Here is a 17,748-nt window from a genome sequence, read left to right as displayed (position 1 = left end):
CATGAGGACTCGTTCCGTGGCTCTCGCCGCAGCCGCCGTCGCCACCCTTGCCGTCGGCCCCGCGGCGGGCGTGTATGCCGCGGACCGCTATCTCACGGTCGGGGGCCCGACGGTGAGCGGTCCGGCATACGCCTCGCCCACGACGCCGCAGTCGCCGGGCAGTGACGGATCGACGCCCACTCCCTCGCAGTCCGAGCAGTCGCAGGCCACGCGCAACGGCACGACGGTGACCAGCAACGCCGCCGGTGTCGTGATGATCGACACGGTCGTGCCGGGCGGCGAGGGAGCGGGCACCGGGATCGTGCTCAGCTCCGACGGTTACGTGCTGACCAACTACCACGTGGTCCAGGGGTCGACCCAGGTGCGAGCGGTGGTGCCCAACGGAAAGCGTTATACCGCAACGGTTGTCGGGCACGACTCGTCGCGCGACATCGCCGTGCTGAAGCTGCAGGATGCCTCCGGGATGGCGGTGGCCAAGCTCGGCTCCACCGCTTCCGTCGGCGACAAGGTCACCGCCGTCGGGCAGGGCAACGGCGAGGGCGTGCTGTATGCCGCGAGCGGCACGGTGGTGGCGACCAACCGGCAGATCACCGCCTCGGATGAAGGGTCGCTTGCCGGGGCTGAACAGCTCACCGGCCTGATCCAGACCGATGCGCCGATCGTGCCGGGCTACTCCGGCGGCCCGCTGTTCAACAGCACCGGCCAGGTCGTCGGTGTTGACACCGCCGCCTCGGCGAGCAACGGGCAGAGCGTGGGCACCCAGGCGACCGGAAGCACCGAGGGATACGCGATCCCGATCCAGTCGGCGATGTCGGTGGCCCAGCTGATCGAGAAGGGCACCCGCACCGCGACCAACCACATCGGCCCGCGGGCCGCGCTCGGGGTGCAGGTGCAGCCGTCCTCCGGCCGCGGCGGCGCGGGTGTGGCGATCGTCGGCGTCGTCGACGGCACGGGTGCTGCGTCCGCGGGGATCACCGCCGGCTCGACCCTCACCGCCGTCGGCGGCCAGCAGATCGCCAACTCCGGTGACCTGAGCTCGGTCATGAACGGTTACTACCCCGGCCAACAGGTGTCGGTCAGTTGGGTCGATGAGGCGGGCACCACACACACCGCGAAGCTGACCTTGGGCACCTCCACGGTGAACTGACGCTCACCGGGTCACCGTCGGGCCGCGCCTCAGCGCAGGGTGCGGCCGAGGAGGTCGACCGTCGCGGCGAACGCGCGCTGGGCGCCGGCCTGCTGGTATGCCGCCGTGTCGGCCATCGTGAAACCGTGCGGCGCATCGGGGTAGATCGTGTTGTCGGCGACCAGCCCGGCGCGCTCGAACTCATCGCTGAGCGTCTGCACCGCAGCGGGCGGCAACGAGTCGTCATGGTCCGCGCCACCGAGCACGAATTCGGCTGTGGCAGAAGCGATTGCGCGGTGTGGGCTGTCGGCGTCGTCGGTGACGAGGCCTCCACCGTGGAAGCCGGCGACGGCCTTGACCAGGTCCGGATGCGCACCGGCCGCGCGCAGCGCCAGCCGCACGCCCATGCAGAAGCCCACCACTCCCACCGGACCGTCCGCCACGTCATCGCGGGAGCGCAGCGCGTCCAGCCAGACGGCCGTGTCGGCGGTGGATTGAGCCGAGGTCAACCCGCTCATCAACGGCCGCAGCTTGCCGAAATGCGCCTCCCGCGCCTCGGGGGTGTCGAGCGGCGCGGTCGGCGCAATGTCAGCGACCGACGCCGCGCGGTAGAAGAGGTTCGGCGCGAGCACGACATAGCCCTCGTCAGCGAGTTCCTGCGCCATGTCCTGCAGGCGCGGCCGCAACCCGATCGCGTCCATGAACATCAGCACGCCTGGCCACGGACCCGAACCCGAGGCGGGAGTCGCGATGATCGCCTCGGCATCGCCGTCGGCTGCGGGCACGGACGTCAGTCGAAAAGTCATGCCTCCAGTCCTAGCCGACCGGGCTGGAAGCCCACGGCATACCCCCGGGTATGACGAACGCGGGCCCCGCCACCGGTGAAGGTGACGGGGCCCGCCGAGAGGGAAAACCTCAGTTGGTGCGGTTCACGTAGACGCCGCGGCCGTGGGTGGCGGCGTAGAGCCGCTTGCCCGCGTCGTCCAGGGTGAGGCCGTAGACGGCCACCTGCGGCATACCGGTGGTCGCCAGGTAGTTGTTCGAACCATTGGCCGCGGTCAGCACGCCCCAGTCAGTCGCGGCGTAGACCGACTTGGTGCGCCAGTCGTAGGCCACCGCGCGCACCGGCACGTCGCCGATGTTGCCGGAGATGTCCTTGCTGGTGATGGTCTTGCTGGCCGGGTCGTAGGTCACGTCGTAGACATGGCCTCCGGCGGCGTATGCCGAGTAGCCGCTGTAGGACACGATCGCGTGGTACGGGTTGGCCGGGTCGAGGCTGATGCCCGACACGAACCGCGCCGGCAGCTTGTCGCCCTTGGCGGTCTGGTCCAGCCGGGTGTAGGTCACCGCGGCCGGGTCAGCGGCGTTGGCGTTGCCCGAGATGAACAGCCGGCCGCGACGGGTCGCCGCCCACATGATGTTGGTCTTGCGCTGAGCGTGGGCGATGTTGACCACGTAGTTGCCGGGGCCGGCATAGTCCGCGCCGTACGCCGACCCGGACAGGTCGCCGTTCGCGCCACCGAGCGGCTTCCAGTCACCACAGGTCTGGGTGAAGTCACCGGTGAACTCGTTGCAGTGCTTCTCCAGGTAGGCCTGGCTGCCGCCGTTGTCGGTGGTGCGCCAGACGCGCTGCAGGCCGGTGTAGACCGTGCCCGGAGCCGTCTTGTCACCTTCCACCGGGACGTAGAACGAGGACGATTCGCCCGACTCCAGCAGCGGGTCGGCGATCCAGTTCCACCCGGTCGGGGACGCCCCGCGGAAGTTCACGTCGAACTGCGGGTTGTAGTAGGTGTGCATCCGGATGTTGCTGTTGGACGGGTCGATGTAGGAGTTGCCGCCGTCACCGCCGACCGACTCCGACCAGCCACCGAGGTCGGACTCCCAGGTGCCGTTGTCCTGGGTGCCGCCCTGCAGCACACCGTTCGGGCCGACCGACACCGACTGGAACTGCAGCGTCTGCAGACCCGAGTTGACCTCCTTGTTGGAGGTCGGGACCGCCGACAGCCAGCGCTTGCAGTTGGCGAGGTCCTGCGCGCCGAGGCCGCGGTTGGTGCAGTCGGCCGACTTGTCGACGAACGGGCCGGACTCGACCGCGACACCACCGTCGTCACCGAGCACCCACTTGTCCGGGTTGTTCGGCAGGAACGCCAGCGCGTGCTGGTCGGGGTGCAGGCCGTTGTTCTGGGTGTCATTGGTCATGTCGGTGAACGACACACCGGCATTGGTCGAGCGGACGATGGCCCGGCCGTTGCTCGGCTGGTGGGCGGTGAAGATCTCGTTGTAGTTCATCGAGCCCGACAGCAGCACCGTGTCCGGGCGACCGGGGGGTGAGGACACCACCATGTCGTAGGAGCACTGGCCCTGGCAGAAGTTGTAGCTGTCGTAGCCGGTGCTGCTCTTGTTGGGGTCGGACAGCGTGGTCCAGGTGACCGCCGCCGCCTGCGCGTCGTCGGTGCGCATCAGCCCGGCGACCGCGTTGTTGAACTTGGTCGCGTCACCCAGGTAAATGCGGGTCTTGGCGTTCTTGGTGGTCACCGCGAACTCCAGCCGGCTGCTGGAGGAGGTCGCGGTCGAACCGGGCGTGCCGATCGTGTAGATCCGGCTGTATGCCGCCTCGCCCGCCTTGCGCCGGTAGAGCCCGTAATCGCTCACGGAGGCATAGGTGGTGCCCGGGTTATTCGGGTCGAAGGCCACCTTGGTCACGCCACCGCGGAAGAAGTCGGCGCCGTTGGCGGTGGCGGGGTTCACGGTGTCCTGCGGCTCGTCGATGACCTGGGTCCAGGTGGCACCACCGTCGGTGGACTCGAACAGGCCGATCCGCGGAGCGTCCGGCGGCGTCATCCGGCCACCGTTGACCGACGAGGCGCCGTGACGGGCGACCTGGGTGCCGACGAGCAGGTGCTGGGCGTTGGTCGGGTCGACCGCGACCGAGGAGATGCCGCGGTCCTTGGAGTAGGCGTTGAACCCGGTGACCTGGGTGAAGCTGGCACCGCCATCGGTGGACTTGAACAGACCGACCCCGGCCTCGGAGTCCGAGGAACCGTTGGGCTCGCCGGTGCCGACATACAGCGTGTTGCCGGCGAGGGTGAGCGTGCCGATCGCCTGGCTGGGCAGGGAGTCGCCGATCGAGCGCCAGGTCGGGCTGGCCGCCGTGACGTCATCGGTCTTCCAGACGCCGCCGCCGGCCGTGCCGATGTAGGCGGTCTTGCTGTCCGGCGCGACGACCACAGAAGTGGTGCGGCCCGAGACGTGGCTGGGGTTGCCGGTGTAGGTCACCTCGCCCGGCACATAGTTGGAGGTCGCGAGCGGGCTCCAGGTGCCGACATTCGGCGGGCCGCCACGCTTGGCCGCTGCCTGGAAGGCCGACCGCGACCCCTGCTGCTGGGCTGCGGCGACCGCCGAGCGCGGGAACGCGAGGTTTTCGTAGTTCCACTGGTTCGGGCCGTATGCCGTCTCGGCACCGCCTTCCAGCTTTTCCATCACCGTGGCAGCGGCCTGCGAGTGACGGTTGATGCCCTTGTGCTCCTTGACGAACTCCTTGAGCGAGTCCTTGGATTCCTGCTTGCCGGCCAGGGTCTCCCAGGCGTGCTCGGGTCCGACGATCGCCAGACCGGAGCCGGCCACGGCGATCGCTGCGACCGCGGTGGCGGTCGTGATCCGCTTCTTGCTCCAACGCTTCTTGGCCACGATGGTTCCTTCGATATCCGGGCCCGCTCGGGGGTCACGAGCCACCAGAGTGGAACCTAGACCCGTCCGATGCTGTGCGTCACCTGTTTGAATTCCCAGGTTTCTCTCAGCTTGGCCGGACGCGCTCGAGCCACCGCATCGCCGGTGTCGCGGTCAGGCCGTGGACGACCACCGACAGCACGATGGTGAAGGCCAAGGCCGACCACAGCAGCCGCTCCTGCGGGAAGGAGTGCTTGGAGGTGGCGTAGGCGATGTAGTAGATCGAGCCGACGCCGCGCACGCCGAAGAAGGCCGCCACGATCCGCTCCCGCGGACCGAGCTGGCCGTCGAGCACGTGGTCGGGAGATCGACTGCGGCCCAACGCGATCCACGCGACGACCGGCCGGATCACGAAGACCAGCAGCAGGCCGAAACCGACCGCTCCCCAGGTGAGCGAGCCGAGCAGCCCGTTGGTGAGCGCGGCACCGAGCAGCAGCAGCACGACCAGAGTGAACAGCCGCTCCAGCCGCTCGATCACCCCGTGCATCGAGTCGTGATAGTCGTGACCGCGGTCGGCGTGCCGCAGCGTCATCGCGCAGACAAACACCGACAGGAATCCCCACCCGTGGGCGAGTTCGCCGGCGGCATACGCCACGAACGGCACGACGACGACGAAGAGCGGGTCGCCCAGCTCGGACGCGCGCACCGAGGTGGGGGCGCGGAAGGCGATCTTGGCGAGCAGCCAGCCCACCGCCATACCGACGACGACGCCGATGACCGTGCGGCCGACGACCTCCCAGGCCACCCACTTCAGCCCCCACTGCTGCACCCCGCCGAGCGTCGCGAGGTAGATCGCGGCGTAGACGAACGGGAAGGCGAGGCCGTCGTTGAGGCCGGCCTCGGCGGTGAGGGAGAAGCGGACCTCGTCCGATTCGTCCTCGATCTGCTCGCAGTCCTGCGCCATCCCACCCGTGGTCGGGCCCTCGACCTGGATGTCCGCGGCGCCTCGTGCTCGTCCTCGTAGACGACCTGCCAGCCGAGTGCGTCCGCCCACCAATGAGCCTGGGTGTTCAGGTCGAGGCAGTCGATGACGGCGGTGTAGAGGCGCATGGGAACCATTTTCTCGCGTGGCGCGCGTCGGCGCGAGGCGCGTGCGGGTGGATTACACCCGTAGTAGAGGTTTCCGGCGGTTATAGCGACCACGTCCCGGAGGCCGCCCCCCCACGGCGTGGTCAGGCGGGGCGGCGGGCCAGGATCTGGTCGACGCCCATCCGGCCGTCGCGGAAGGCCTGCCCGCCGCCGATCAGGTAGAGCCGCCAGACCCGGGCCACTTCTTCGCCGACCAGCTCGACGGCGCGGTCCCGGTTGGTCTCGAAGGTGTCCGCCCAGGCATCGACCGTCCAGACATAGTGCTCACGCAGGGCCTGCACGCCGCGCACCTCCAGGCCACCAGCCTCGATCAGCTCGACGGTTTCGCCGACCGGTCGCATGTGCATGTCGGGTGCGATGAACGCCTCGATGAACGGACCGCCGCCCGGATGCTTGCCGCGGCGCGACATCTGCTGGATCAACACGTGCCCGCCGGGGCGCACCGAGCGGCGCAGCACCTCGACATACGTCGGGTAGTTGGCCTGACCGACGTGCTCACCCATCTCAATGCTGGCCGCGGCGTCGAACTCGCCCGTGACCTCGCGATAGTCGCGCAATTCGATGGTGACGCGATCGCCCAGCCCACGCTCACGAATGCGGGCGTCGATGAACTCCTTCTGCTCGCGCGCGATCGTCAGCCCGGTGACCTGCGCGCCGAAATGCTCAGCGGCATACAGCGACAGCGAACCCCACCCACAGCCGACGTCGAGCAGCCGCGACCCCTCGCTCAAGCCGAGCTTGCGGCAGACCAGGTCGAGCTTGGCGGCCTGGGCCTGCTCGAGCGGCATGTCCGGGCCATCGGTGAAATAGGCGCACGAATAGGCCATGTGCGGGTCGAGGATCAGCGCGTAGAACTCGTTGGACAGGTCGTAGTGGTGGCTGATCGCCGACCGGTCACGACCGAGCGAGTGCAGCCGGCCACGCAACCGGGCCTGGCTGGCCGGGGGAGCAGGCGGTGTCGCGAGTGCGCCGAATTCCTTTGCAAGAGAGGCAAGTTCGGGCAGCTGACGCACGAGCGCGCGACGGTCGAGCCCGGTCAGCTCACGCTCGGTGAATGCCGCACGGGCCAGGTCGAGCGCCACACCGGCGTCGCCGTCGATGTCGAGCTCGCCGGTCACATAAGCCTGGGCGGCACCGAGCTCACCCGGATGCCACAGCAGCCGACGCAGCGCGGCCGGGTCGCGGATCACCACGCCCGGTCCGAGTCGCGGCCCGACGCTCGAGCCGTCCCAGGCGGTCAGCCGCACCGGCAGCGGACCCTTCAGCAGCGGCGCGAGCGCGCGTTCCAACCGTTCGGCAACGGATCCGGTGGTCGGCGCGGGGGTGAGCAGCGTCGTCATACGGGGTGGTTCGGCACGGACCGCGGATCGGATGGGTCTGGTCCCATCCACCGGGTCGAGGGCACCGAATCACCGGTATGACGACCACTGTGTCCCCAGGCGCCCGGATCGCGGTCGTCGGTGCCGGCGTGTCCGGGCTGACCGCCGTGCACCTGCTCGCGCGCTCGCACGAGGTCACCCTCTTCGAGGCGCAGGAGCGGCTCGGCGGTCACGCGCACACTCACACCGTCGACGGGTTGCGCGTGGACAGCGGCTTCATCGTCCACAACGACCGCACCTACCCGCTGCTCACCCGCCTCTTCAACGAGCTCGGTGTGCAGGTGCGCGACACCGAGATGTCGATGAGCATCCGCGACGAGCAGACCGGACTGGAGTATGCCGGGGGTCGCGGGGCGGCCGGTTTCGTTGCCCGTCCCCGTCAGCTCGCGGACCGTGACTACTGGTCAATGTTGTTGTCGGTCAAGCGTTTTCATCGCGAAGCACAAGCCTTCCTCGGGGCGACCGACGACACCGACCAGACCACTTTTGGCGAGTTCGTGCGCGGCTATCCCGAGCCCTTCGTGCGGTGGTATGCCGTGCCGCTGGTCGCCTGTGTCTGGTCCTCCGGCACCGGCGTCGCACTGGACTATCCGGCGCGCTATCTCTTCCGCTTCCTGCAGCACCACGGGATGCTCGATGTCACCGGTTCGCCGCAGTGGCGCACCGTCGTCGGCGGTTCGGCGACCTATGTAGAGCGGGTGGCCGCGCGACTGCAGCATGTCCGGCGCGGTGAAGCGGCACGCACGGTGACCCGGCATACCGACGGTGTGACGGTCGCGACCGACTCCGGCTCGCACGAGTTCGACCGGGTGGTCATCGCCACTCATGCCGACGAGGCGCTCGCCCTGCTCGCCGACCCGACGCCCGCCGAGAAGGACGTGCTGGGTGCATTTCGCTACTCCCGCAACGCAACTGTGCTGCATAGCGACCTCTCCCTGCTGCCCCGAGCCACTCGCGCGCGGGCCTCGTGGAACTTCCTTGTCGGCGAGGGCGCACCCGTGGTGACCTACTGGATGAACCGGCTGCAGGGCTTGCCGGACTCCACGCCGCTGCTCGTCACGCTCAACGCCGCCGACCGCATCGATCCGGCGGCGATCGTCGCCCGGATGGACTACGAGCATCCGATCTACGACCTCGCGGCGGTGCGCGCGCAGCGCCTGCTGCCCACCCTCGCGACCGAGCACACGGTGTATGCCGGGGCTTATCACGGCTGGGGCTTCCACGAGGACGGCTGCCGCTCGGGGGTCGGAGCCGTCGGCACGTGGGGGGTGCTCTGGTGAGCCTCGGGCCTTTCCCGCGCACGCCGGCCCTGGTGGTCGGCTCGGTCCACCATACTCGGTGGCGGCCGCTGCGCAACAGCTTCCACCACCGGCACTACCAATGGCTGATCGACCTGGCCGATGCACCACAAGTGCCGGGCTGGCTGAGACCCGTCGCGACCTTCCGAGGGGAGGACCACCTCGACGGGGATCCTGGCCTGGATGCCTTGCAGGACAACGTGATTCGCCTGGTTCTCGCGGAGCGTCCCGGGCTCACCATCGACCGGGTGCTGATGCTCGCCCATGCCCGGGTGCTCGGCCACACCTTCGACCCGATGACGGTCTTCTGGTGCCTCGACGAGTTCGCGCAGGTGGTGGCCACGGTGATCGAGGTGCACAACACCTATGGCGGCCGGCATGCCTATGTCATCGACGGGCCGACCAGTCACGCCGACCTGGACAAGCAGTTCTATGTCTCGCCGTTCAACGAGGTCGAGGGCGGGTATGCCGTCTCGGTGAAGGTGTCGCCCGCCGCGCTGAGCGTGGGCATCCGGCTCGCCGTGGACGGCAAGCCGCTGTTGACCGCGACTGTGGGCGGCCGCGTGCTGCCGGCGACGCCGTGGAATGTGCTGCGCACCGTCGCCACCCATCCGCTGATGACCCAGCGGGTCTCCGCGTTGATCCGCTGGCACGGGGTGCGGTTGTGGCTGCGGAGGCTGCCCGTCATACCGCGTCCAGCGACCCCACCAGCCAAGACTCTTACCGCTCGTTCGACGTCAAGGAGTGTGCGATGACCACCGCGGATCTGCCTGCGGCACTTCAGCTTCCACGCCCGCGCGCTGCGCTGAGCGGCGCGGTGGCGCGCCGCCTGGCCCATGTCGCGCTGGCCGGTGTGCCGGTGCGGATGCGCTATCCGGACGGTCGCGAGGTGGGTGGCGGTGGTCCCGACGCCCCGGTGTTGCAGTTGGTCCGGCCGCGAGCGGTCTTCCAGCGCCTCGAGGCCCACCCGAAGATCGGTCTCGGTGAGGCCTATATGGCGGGGGACTGGACCGCGGCCGACGGGACCGATCTGGCCCAGCTGCTGATGCCCTTCGCCGCCCGGCTGTCGACGATCCTGCCCCGCCCGCTCATGCGGATGCGGGCGATTGTCGACCGCGCTTTGCCTGCGGCACAACGCAATACGCTGACCGGCTCACGCGCCAACATCGAAGCGCACTACGACCTGTCCAACGACCTCTTCGCCGCCTTCCTGGACGAGACGATGACCTATTCGTCGGCGTGGTTCGCCGGCGACACCCCCTGGGAGCAGCAGTCGCTCGCCGAGGCGCAGCGGCGCAAGATCGACCTGCTGCTGGACCGCGCCGGCGTCGGTGCCGGCACCCGGGTGCTCGAGATCGGCACCGGCTGGGGTGAGCTCGCCGTGCGCGCGGCCTCCCGCGGAGCACGGGTCACGACGATCACGCTGTCCCGGGAGCAGCGCGAGCTCGCGCGGCGAAGGATCGCCGCAGCCGGGCTCACCGACCGGGTCGACGTGCGGCTGCAGGACTACCGCGAGGTCGACGGGCGGTATGACGCCGTCGTCTCCGTCGAGATGATCGAAGCCGTCGGCGAGGACTACTGGCCGACCTACTTCCGCACCCTCGACGAGCGCCTCGCACCCGGCGGAACCGTTGTGCTGCAAGCGATCCTGATGGATCACCAGCGGCTGCTGGCCACTCGCAATTCGTTCGGCTGGATCCAGAAGTACATCTTCCCCGGAGGCCTCATCCCCTCGCTGCAGGCGATCGAGGAGGTGAGCGGCCGGCATACCTCGTTGCAGGTGGCCGACTCGGCGCACTTCGGCGCGCACTATGCCGAGACCCTTCGGCGGTGGCGGGAGACCTTCCTGGACGCGTGGCCGAAGGTGCGAGACGGCGGCTTCGACGAGACCTTCCGCCGGATGTGGGAGTTCTACCTCGCCTACTGCGAGGCCGGTTTCGCGGTCGGTTATCTCGACGTCGCCCAGCTCACCCTCCGCCGCGCCTGAGCGCTGCGGCTGGGCTCACCAAACCCGCCATTGTGGAGACTTTTGGCGCGGCCACAGCCCGGGTCGGCGCTCAAACCCGCCATTGTGGAGACTTTTGGCGGGCGTCACCGGCGCGGTATGCCGGGCAGCAGGCAGTGGCGCGCACGAAGCCGTGCGCGCCACCTGCATGGTCAGTCCGCTAAGAACTGAAGTCCATCGCCATGATCGACTTCGAGCTCGGCGCGGCCGGGTTGGTCCCGGCCGGCTCCATCGTCACCGCTGCGGCGGTCGCCGAAGCGGCGTCACCGCGCAGCACGTAGGTCACCGCGCCGGACGCACCAGGCGGCAATTGCCCGGCGTCGACCGGCTTGCCCGACGCGTCGATCAGCCACATCGTGTAGGCCATCCCCGACGGCGCGGCCTTGAGCCCGGTCGTCGTCACCGCCGCCTGCTTCAGCTGCGGCGACCGCACCACCGTGACGACCGTCGAGCCGTCACGGTGCGCATAGCGCTCGGCATCCGATGCGCTGAGGATCCGCTGCGCAGCCGACACGGTCGGGGTGCCGGATGTCCATGGGTGCCAAGCGATTCCGCCGATCACGAGCAGCAGCGCAGCGGCCGCGGCCAGCAGCCAGCCACCGATCGGCCGGCGCCGGCGCAGCGGCGTCACCACCGGCGGGTTCGGGCGCACGGCCCGCGCCTCGCGCAGCACCGACTCACGCAGCCCGGCCGGCGGCGCGGTCTCGGCGTCGGCAGCCAGGATCGCCGCGGTCTGCTGGAGCTCGGCCACCTCGTGGGCACATGACTCGCACTCGCGCAGGTGCTCCTCGAACATCCGACGCTCGTCGGCGTCGACCGCATCCACGGCATACGCACCCACCAACGAGTGCACGTCATTTCCGTTGCGGTTCAACAGGTTCATCGTTCCACCCCCCACGCATCGCGGAGTCTGATCAGGCCGTCCCGGATCCGCGTTTTCGCGGTGCCGACCGGCAGCTTCAACAAGGCGGCCACCTCGCGGTGGGTGTAGCCGCCGAAATACGCCAGTTCGATCGCCTCGGCCTGGCTCGGCGTCAGCGTGGCGAGCGCCTTGCGCACCCGCTCGGCGTCCATCGACCGGTGCGCGTCCTCGGCCGTCACGTCATAGTCACGGTCCCGGTCGCGCAAGCCGTATGCCGTGTCCCGGTCGGTCTGCGCCTGAGCAGAGCGCACGCGATCGACCGCTCGACGGTGCGCGATCGTCATCAGCCAGGACAGCGCCGAGCCCTTGGCGGGGTCGAAGCTGGCGGCGGTTCGCCATACGGCGAGATAGACCTCCTGGGTGACTTCCTCAGCCTGGGCGTGATCGCGCACCACCCGCAGGACGAGCCCGAAGACGCGAGGCGCGGTGACGTCATACAACTCGGCGAAGGATCGGTCGTCGCCCCGCGAACAGGCCGTGATGAGGCCACCGAGCCGGTCGGGCGCGACCGGTCGGCCGGAACTGTCATCCACGGCGTGCACGCTCACATCCTGCCTCCGTCCGTGCTGAAGTTTTGCGGGTGTCTGCTCGTCCATGATTCGGAGCGGTCACCCATCCGGATGGGATCGGGCCGACCGGCGGCCTCGCACCCTTCAGGTTGCCCCGCCCGGGTGACTAGAGTCGGACCGAGCGTTGACGTCGAAAGGATGGGCAGTGGGCCTTTCTCCCCTCGAGTGGCCGGTGGTGCGGCAGTTGCGCACGGGCGACCGGCTCGGCCGTGGTCCGGCGGTGACCTCCGCGCGCACCCGCGCGACCGAACCCCGCACCAGCACCGCCGACCGCGTCGTGCAGAGCGTCTGCCCCTATTGCGCGGTCGGTTGCGGCCAGCGCATCTTCGTCAAGGACGAGAAGGTCGTCCAGATCGAAGGCGACAAGGACAGCCCCATCTCCCGAGGACGCTTGTGCCCCAAGGGTTCTGCGAGCGAGCAGCTCGTCAACAGCCCGACCCGGCCCAAGCAGGTGCTCTACCGCAAGCCGGGCGGCACCGACTGGGAGCCGATGGACCGTGACCGGGCGATCGACCTGGTCGTCGACCGCTTCCTCGACACCCACCGCCGCACCTGGGTCGACCGCGACGAGCAGGGCCGGCGGCTGCGCCGCACCATGGGCATCGCCTCGCTCGGCGGCGCCACCTTGGACAACGAAGAGAACTACCTGATCAAGAAGCTCTTCACCGCCGCGGGCGCCATACAGATCGAGAACCAGGCGCGCATTTGACACTCCTCCACGGTTCCCGGTCTGGGAGCCTCGTTCGGCCGAGGTGGGGCCACTAACTACCTGCAGGACATCGCCAACTCCGACTGCGTGCTCATCGAGGGCTCGAACATGGCCGAGTGCCATCCGGTCGGCTTCCAGTGGGTGACCGAAGCCAAGGCGCGGGGCGCCACGGTCATCCATGTCGACCCGCGGTTCACCCGCACCTCCGCCGTGGCCGACCTGCACCTGCCGATCCGGGCAGGCACCGACATCGTCTTCCTCGGCGCACTGATCAACCACGTGATCTCGACCGAGTCCTATTTCCACGACTATGTGGTCGCCTACACCAACGCGGCCACCCTCGTGCATGAGGACTTCCGCGACACCGAGGACCTCGATGGGTTGTTCTCGGGGTATGACGGAGCGACCGGTCACTACGACACGACCTCCTGGGCCTACCAGGAGCCGGAGGACGGCGCGGTCGCCAAGGCCGGTGGCAACGAGCACGGCTCGAGCGAGTCGGCCCGGTCCGCCGGTGAGGAGCATGGTTCGGGTGGTCCCGCGCTGGAGCACTCGGTGGTGCTGCGGGACGAGACGCTGCAGGACCCGCGGTGTGTCTTCCAGATCCTCAAGCGGCACTACTCGCGGTACACCCCGCAGATGGTCGCCGACGTGTGCGGCATACCGGAGGAGGACTTCCTCAAAGTCGCAAAGGCGTTGTGCGACAACAGTGGTCGCGACAAGACCACGATGTTCTGTTATGCCGTCGGTTGGACCCAGCACACCGTCGGCGCGCAGATGATCCGCACCTCGGCGATCCTGCAGTTGCTGCTCGGCAATGTCGGGCGTCCGGGCGGCGGCATCATGGCGCTGCGCGGGCACGCGAGCATCCAGGGGTCGACCGACATCCCGACGCTGTTCAACCTGCTGCCGGGATATCTGCCGATGCCCAAGGTCGGTGACCACGAGACCTTCGAGGACTACATCGCCTCGATCACGTCCAAGGACGCCAAGGGCTTCTGGGCCAACGCCGACGCCTACATGGTGTCGCTGATGAAGTCGTGGTTCGGCGAGCACGCGACCAAGGACAACAACTGGGCGCTGGATCTGCTGCCGCGGCTGACCGGTGCGCACGGCACCTATCAGACGACGATGGCGATGCTCGACGACGAGGTCGAGGGCTATTTCGTGCTCGGCCAGAACCCCGCCGTCGGCTCCGCGCACGGCACCTTGCAGCGGGATGCCCTGCGGCACCTCAAGTGGCTGGTCGTGCGCGACCTGCAACTCGTGGAGACCGCGACCTTCTGGAAGGACAGCCCCGAGGTCGCCAGCGGTGAATGGCGGCCGGAGGACATCGACACCGAGGTGTTCTTCTTCCCCGCTGCTTCGCATGCGGAGAAGGCTGGCACCTTCACCCAGACCCAGCGGCTGCTGCAGTGGCGGCACAAGGCGGTCAACCCGCCGGGTGACGCTCAGAGCGAGCTCGAGTTCTTCTTCGAGGTGGGCAAGCGCATCCGCGCCCGGCTCGCCGGTTCCACCGAAGAACGCGACCGCGCCCTGCTGGCAATGACCTGGGACTACCCGACCGATGCCGAGGGCGAAATCGACCCCGCCGCCGTGCTCGCCGAGATCAACGGGCGGGACGCGGACGGGCAACTGCTGTCGGCATACACCCAGATGAAGGCGGACGGCTCCACGAGCGGCGGCTGCTGGATCTACACCGGTGTCTTCGCCGACGGCATCAACCACGCGGCCGACCGGGTGCCCGGGCGAGACCAGAATCCCATTGCGGCGCAATGGGGTTGGGCCTGGCCGGCGAACCGGCGGGTGCTCTACAACCGGGCGTCGGCCGACCCCGAGGGCAAGCCCTGGAGCGAGCGCAAGAAGCTCATCTGGTGGGACGCCGAGTCCGGCAAGTGGACCGGTGACGACGTGCCCGACTTCCCGCCGGACAAGGACCCGTCCTTCCGGCCCGAGGAGGGCACGGGCGGCCCGGACGGCATCGCGGGCGACGACCCGTTCGTGATGATGGCCGACGGCAAGGGCTGGCTGTACGCGCCCAAGGGCATGGTCGACGGGCCGCTGCCGACGCACTACGAGAGCCAGGAGTCGCCGGTGCACAACCCGCTCTATGCGGTGCAGGCGAACCCGACCCGGGTGATCTTCGAGCGCAAGGACAACCTCTTCGCGCCGAGCCCGCCCGCGCCGGGCAGCGACGTCTATCCGTTCGTCTTCACCATCGCGCGGTTGACCGAGCACCACACGGCGGGTGGCATGAGTCGGTGGCTGCCCTATCTGTCGGAGCTGCAGCCGGAGATGTTCTGCGAGGTGTCGCCCGAGCTGGCGGCCGAGCGTGGCCTGGAGAACGCCGGGTGGGCGACCATCGTGTCGCCGCGCGCCGTCATCGAGGCGCGCGTGCTGGTGACCGACCGGATGAAGCCGCTGCGGATCAACGGCAAGATCGTCCACCAGATCGGCATGCCCTATCACTGGGGCGTCGGCAACGAGGCCGTCATCAGCGGCGACTCGGCCAACGACCTGCTGGGTGTCGTGCTCGACGCGAACACCCAGATCCAGGAGGGCAAGCTCGGGTCCTGCGACATCGTCGCCGGCCGCCGCCCGCGCGGTGAAGCGCTCGACCGGCTGCTCGCGGAATACCAGTCGCGAGCGGGCGTCACGGCGGCCACCGGCACGCAGCGACCACATTCGGTTGACACACAAGGAGATTCGCACTGATGGGGCACCAGCTGAGCGGTCCGACCGATCCCACCAGGGACGCGGCCTGGCCATCGCCGGAGCCGCGCGTCGGGTTCTTCACCGACACCTCGATCTGCATCGGCTGCAAGGCCTGCGAGGTGGCCTGCAAGGAGTGGAACGCCATACCGGAGGACGGGCTGGACTTCCTCGGCTCGTCCTACGACAACTCCGGGCAGTTGGGCGCATCGACCTGGCGGCACGTGGCCTTCGTCGAGCAGTCTGCCGACCGCATTGAGCAGGCCCGCGAGTCGGGCCGCAAGCTGGTCGATCTCGGTATGCCGAGTGTGGGCGCCCCCGCGACCGCGGCACCGTCCGGGTCGGCCGCGTCATCCGCGCCGGCCGCGGACGGCGGCCCGGCGGCCGAGGGCGCGGCGGAGATCCCCGACTTCCGGTGGCTGATGGCCTCGGATGTCTGCAAGCACTGCACGCACGCCGGCTGCCTCGACGTGTGCCCGACGGGTGCGCTCTTTCGGACCGAGCACGGCACCGTCGTGGTGCAGGCCGACGTCTGCAATGGCTGCGGCTACTGCGTCGGCGCGTGCCCGTTCGGCGTCATCGAGCGACGCAAGGGCGACTCCACCGTCCACAATTCCGGTGTCGCACAAAAGTGCACGCTGTGTTACGACCGCATCAGCCACGATCAGACGCCGGCGTGCGCGCAGGCCTGCCCGACCACCTCGATCAAGTTCGGTCCGCACGACGAGATGGTCGAGCTTGCCGAGGCGCGGGTGCGTGAGTTGCACGGTCAGGGCATGACCGAGGCGCGCGTCTACGGCGCGAACGAACTCGACGGGGTGGGCGGCACCGGGTCGGTGTTCCTGCTGCTCGACGAGCCGGAGGTCTACGGCCTGCCGCCGGACCCGGTCGTGCCGACCGCGTCGATCGAGTCCAACTACAAGCACGCCGCGACGGCGGCGGCTGGCTTGCTCGCTGCTGCCGCATTCGCCTTCCTCGGGGGTGCCCGGTGACCACGAGCGAATACGACTCCTATCGTCCACCGGAGCCGCCAAAACGTCAGCGCGGCAACGGTTTTCGTCGCCGCGCGTCCGGTTGGCTGACCGGTCGTGGTGAGGGGCGCGGCGAGCAGGCGCTGGTGCCGGACGCGCAGTTCACGTCCTACTACGGCCGACCGGTCGTCAAGCCGGTGCCGTGGGGCCCGACGATCCCGGCATACCTCTTCCTCGGCGGGTTGGCGGGCGGCTCGCAGCTGCTGGCGATGGGTGCCCACGCGACCGGCAATGCCGAACTGCGGCGGGCGACGCGTCTGGTGTCGGCCGCCGCGGTTGCCCTGAGTGGTGCGGCGCTGGTGGAGGACCTCGGCAAGAAGTCGCGGTTCGTCAACATGCTGCGCACGCTCAAGGTCACCTCGCCAATGTCAGTCGGCTCGTGGATCCTGTCCGCCTTCAGCGCGGGTGCGATGCCCGTGGCGGTGGCCGAGATCGATCGGCTGCGGCCGCTGCCTGGTGGCGGTCTGGTCCGCGCCATCGAGACCCCGGCGCAGGTCGTCGGCGCTGCGTTCGCCACCCCCCTCGCGTCGTATACCGCTGTGCTGCTGAGCAATACGGCGACGCCGACCTGGCACGCGGCATACAAGGAACTGCCGTTCGTCTTCGTCGGTTCGGCCGCGGCCGCGTCCGGCGGTATGGCGATGGTGCTCACCTCGGTGCGCGCCGCCGGTCCCGCTCGCCGGCTGGCCGTTCTCGGCGTGGCCGGCGACCTCATCGCGATGCGCATCCTGGAAGGCCGACTCGGCGTCGAGGGCGAGACCCTGCATCACGGTATGCCGGGCCGGCTGACGAAGCTGTCGATGGTGCTCAACGTCGCCGGTGGACTCGGCACCCTGGTCGCGGGACGTTCCCGGATCGGTGCGGCGCTCTCGGGGGCTGCACTCGTCGGCGCTTCTGTCGCAACGCGATTCGGTGTTTTCGAGGCCGGGATGGAGTCGGCTCGCGACCCGCGCTACACGATCGAACCGCAGCGCCAACGGCTCGCGGCCCGCCAGGGCAAGGACAGCATCACCACCGCCTGACCCACACTCACCGGTTGGACGAGCGCCCCACCTCGACGCTTCTATGTTCGTCAAGCGGCGGTGAGGTCGGGTTGTGGTGGTGTGGGGTGTGCTGCGGTCAGGACGCGGTAGATCTTGCGGGTGAGGTAGGCGCGTAGGCAGCGTTTGGCTTCTTGGGGTG

General features: G+C 69.1%; 13 protein-coding genes and 1 pseudogene. 7 read left to right on the top strand and 7 right to left on the bottom strand.

What is annotated here, in order from left to right; all coding sequences use genetic code 11:
* The first annotated feature begins 1 nt into the window (after position 1).
* Positions 2-1,147 carry a S1C family serine protease gene (locus G9U51_RS10225; RefSeq protein WP_166196650.1) on the top strand — a complete coding sequence of 382 codons (1,146 nt, stop codon included), beginning with the start codon at positions 2-4 and terminating at the stop codon, positions 1,145-1,147.
* Between the two features lie 29 nt (positions 1,148-1,176).
* On the opposite strand, the gene G9U51_RS10220 is transcribed toward G9U51_RS10225, so the two are convergent.
* The 5 genes and pseudogenes from G9U51_RS10220 to G9U51_RS10205 form a co-directional block, all read right to left on the bottom strand.
* Entirely contained in the window at positions 1,177-1,911 is a 735-nt protein-coding gene (locus G9U51_RS10220; RefSeq protein WP_328823421.1) for a dienelactone hydrolase family protein, read from the bottom strand.
* A 130-nt stretch (positions 1,912-2,041) separates the two neighbouring features.
* Positions 2,042-4,813, bottom strand: a complete 2,772-nt coding sequence (locus tag G9U51_RS10215; protein WP_166196646.1) for a hypothetical protein — start codon at positions 4,811-4,813, stop codon at positions 2,042-2,044.
* 106 nt (positions 4,814-4,919) lie between these two features.
* Positions 4,920-5,756: a cation:proton antiporter domain-containing protein gene (locus tag G9U51_RS10210; RefSeq protein ID WP_166196644.1), complete on the bottom strand. Its 837-nt coding sequence runs from the start codon at positions 5,754-5,756 to the stop codon at positions 4,920-4,922.
* A gap of 23 nt (positions 5,757-5,779) precedes the next feature.
* Positions 5,780-5,902 (bottom strand): annotated as a pseudogene (locus tag G9U51_RS18015) (VOC family protein); the annotation flags it as partial.
* Positions 5,903-6,024: 122 nt separating this feature from the next.
* Complete coding sequence (locus G9U51_RS10205) at positions 6,025-7,281, bottom strand: class I SAM-dependent methyltransferase (RefSeq protein ID WP_166196642.1); 1,257 nt, start codon at positions 7,279-7,281, stop codon at positions 6,025-6,027.
* A gap of 77 nt (positions 7,282-7,358) precedes the next feature.
* Between G9U51_RS10205 and G9U51_RS10200 the strand changes: the two genes are divergently transcribed.
* From G9U51_RS10200 to G9U51_RS10190, 3 genes are read left to right on the top strand one after another with little or no spacing between them, the layout of a single operon-like run.
* Positions 7,359-8,600, top strand: coding sequence for an NAD(P)/FAD-dependent oxidoreductase (locus G9U51_RS10200; RefSeq protein WP_166196640.1), 1,242 nt, complete (start codon positions 7,359-7,361; stop codon positions 8,598-8,600).
* Positions 8,597-9,373 carry a DUF1365 domain-containing protein gene (locus G9U51_RS10195; protein WP_328823420.1) on the top strand — a complete coding sequence of 259 codons (777 nt, stop codon included), beginning with the start codon at positions 8,597-8,599 and terminating at the stop codon, positions 9,371-9,373. Before G9U51_RS10200 ends, G9U51_RS10195 begins: the two co-directional genes overlap by 4 nt.
* Entirely contained in the window at positions 9,370-10,605 is a 1,236-nt protein-coding gene (locus tag G9U51_RS10190; protein ID WP_166196638.1) for an SAM-dependent methyltransferase, read from the top strand. The genes G9U51_RS10195 and G9U51_RS10190 overlap by 4 nt, the downstream gene beginning before the upstream one ends.
* A 178-nt stretch (positions 10,606-10,783) precedes the next feature.
* Here the strand turns inward: G9U51_RS10190 and G9U51_RS10185 are convergent, their stop codons facing one another.
* Both G9U51_RS10185 and sigK read right to left on the bottom strand, forming a co-directional pair.
* The gene (locus tag G9U51_RS10185; RefSeq protein ID WP_166196636.1) at positions 10,784-11,506 is read right to left on the bottom strand and encodes an anti-sigma factor; all 723 of its coding nucleotides are present in this window, start codon (positions 11,504-11,506) and stop codon (positions 10,784-10,786) included.
* Positions 11,503-12,078 (bottom strand): ECF RNA polymerase sigma factor SigK, encoded by a 576-nt coding sequence (sigK, locus tag G9U51_RS10180; RefSeq protein WP_328823419.1) that lies wholly within the window; start codon positions 12,076-12,078, stop codon positions 11,503-11,505. Before sigK ends, G9U51_RS10185 begins: the two co-directional genes overlap by 4 nt.
* 181 nt (positions 12,079-12,259) lie before the next feature.
* Here sigK and fdh point away from each other — a divergent pair, with 181 nt between their 5' ends.
* Genes fdh through nrfD form a run of 3 tightly spaced genes read left to right on the top strand, consistent with a single transcriptional unit; the run spans position 12,260 to position 17,588 of the window.
* A complete protein-coding gene (fdh, locus tag G9U51_RS10175) occupies positions 12,260-15,538 on the top strand; it encodes a formate dehydrogenase (RefSeq protein WP_166196632.1) in 3,279 nt (1,092 codons plus the stop codon).
* Positions 15,538-16,527 carry a 4Fe-4S dicluster domain-containing protein gene (locus G9U51_RS10170; protein ID WP_166196630.1) on the top strand — a complete coding sequence of 330 codons (990 nt, stop codon included), beginning with the start codon at positions 15,538-15,540 and terminating at the stop codon, positions 16,525-16,527. Before fdh ends, G9U51_RS10170 begins: the two co-directional genes overlap by 1 nt.
* Positions 16,524-17,588 carry an NrfD/PsrC family molybdoenzyme membrane anchor subunit gene (nrfD, locus tag G9U51_RS10165; protein WP_166196628.1) on the top strand — a complete coding sequence of 355 codons (1,065 nt, stop codon included), beginning with the start codon at positions 16,524-16,526 and terminating at the stop codon, positions 17,586-17,588. The genes G9U51_RS10170 and nrfD overlap by 4 nt, the downstream gene beginning before the upstream one ends.
* Positions 17,589-17,748: the final 160 nt, after the last annotated feature.

The sequence above is a fragment of the Metallococcus carri genome (genome assembly GCF_011440275.1).
In the GTDB taxonomy this organism is placed as follows: Bacteria; Actinomycetota; Actinomycetes; order Actinomycetales; family Dermatophilaceae; genus Metallococcus; species Metallococcus carri.
Note: the sequence above shows the minus strand (reverse complement) of the source record. Positions and strands in the feature narration are given on the sequence as shown.

Coding starts and splice junctions, on each gene's coding strand:
- G9U51_RS10225 (WP_166196650.1), top strand. CDS start 2: ATGAGGACTCGTTCCGTGGCTCTCGCCGCAGCCGCCGTCGCCACCCTT.
- G9U51_RS10210 (WP_166196644.1), bottom strand. CDS start 5,756: ATGGCGCAGGACTGCGAGCAGATCGAGGACGAATCGGACGAGGTCCGC.
- G9U51_RS10205 (WP_166196642.1), bottom strand. CDS start 7,281: ATGACGACGCTGCTCACCCCCGCGCCGACCACCGGATCCGTTGCCGAA.
- G9U51_RS10200 (WP_166196640.1), top strand. CDS start 7,359: ATGACGACCACTGTGTCCCCAGGCGCCCGGATCGCGGTCGTCGGTGCC.
- G9U51_RS10190 (WP_166196638.1), top strand. CDS start 9,370: ATGACCACCGCGGATCTGCCTGCGGCACTTCAGCTTCCACGCCCGCGC.
- G9U51_RS10185 (WP_166196636.1), bottom strand. CDS start 11,506: ATGAACCTGTTGAACCGCAACGGAAATGACGTGCACTCGTTGGTGGGT.
- G9U51_RS10170 (WP_166196630.1), top strand. CDS start 15,538: ATGGGGCACCAGCTGAGCGGTCCGACCGATCCCACCAGGGACGCGGCC.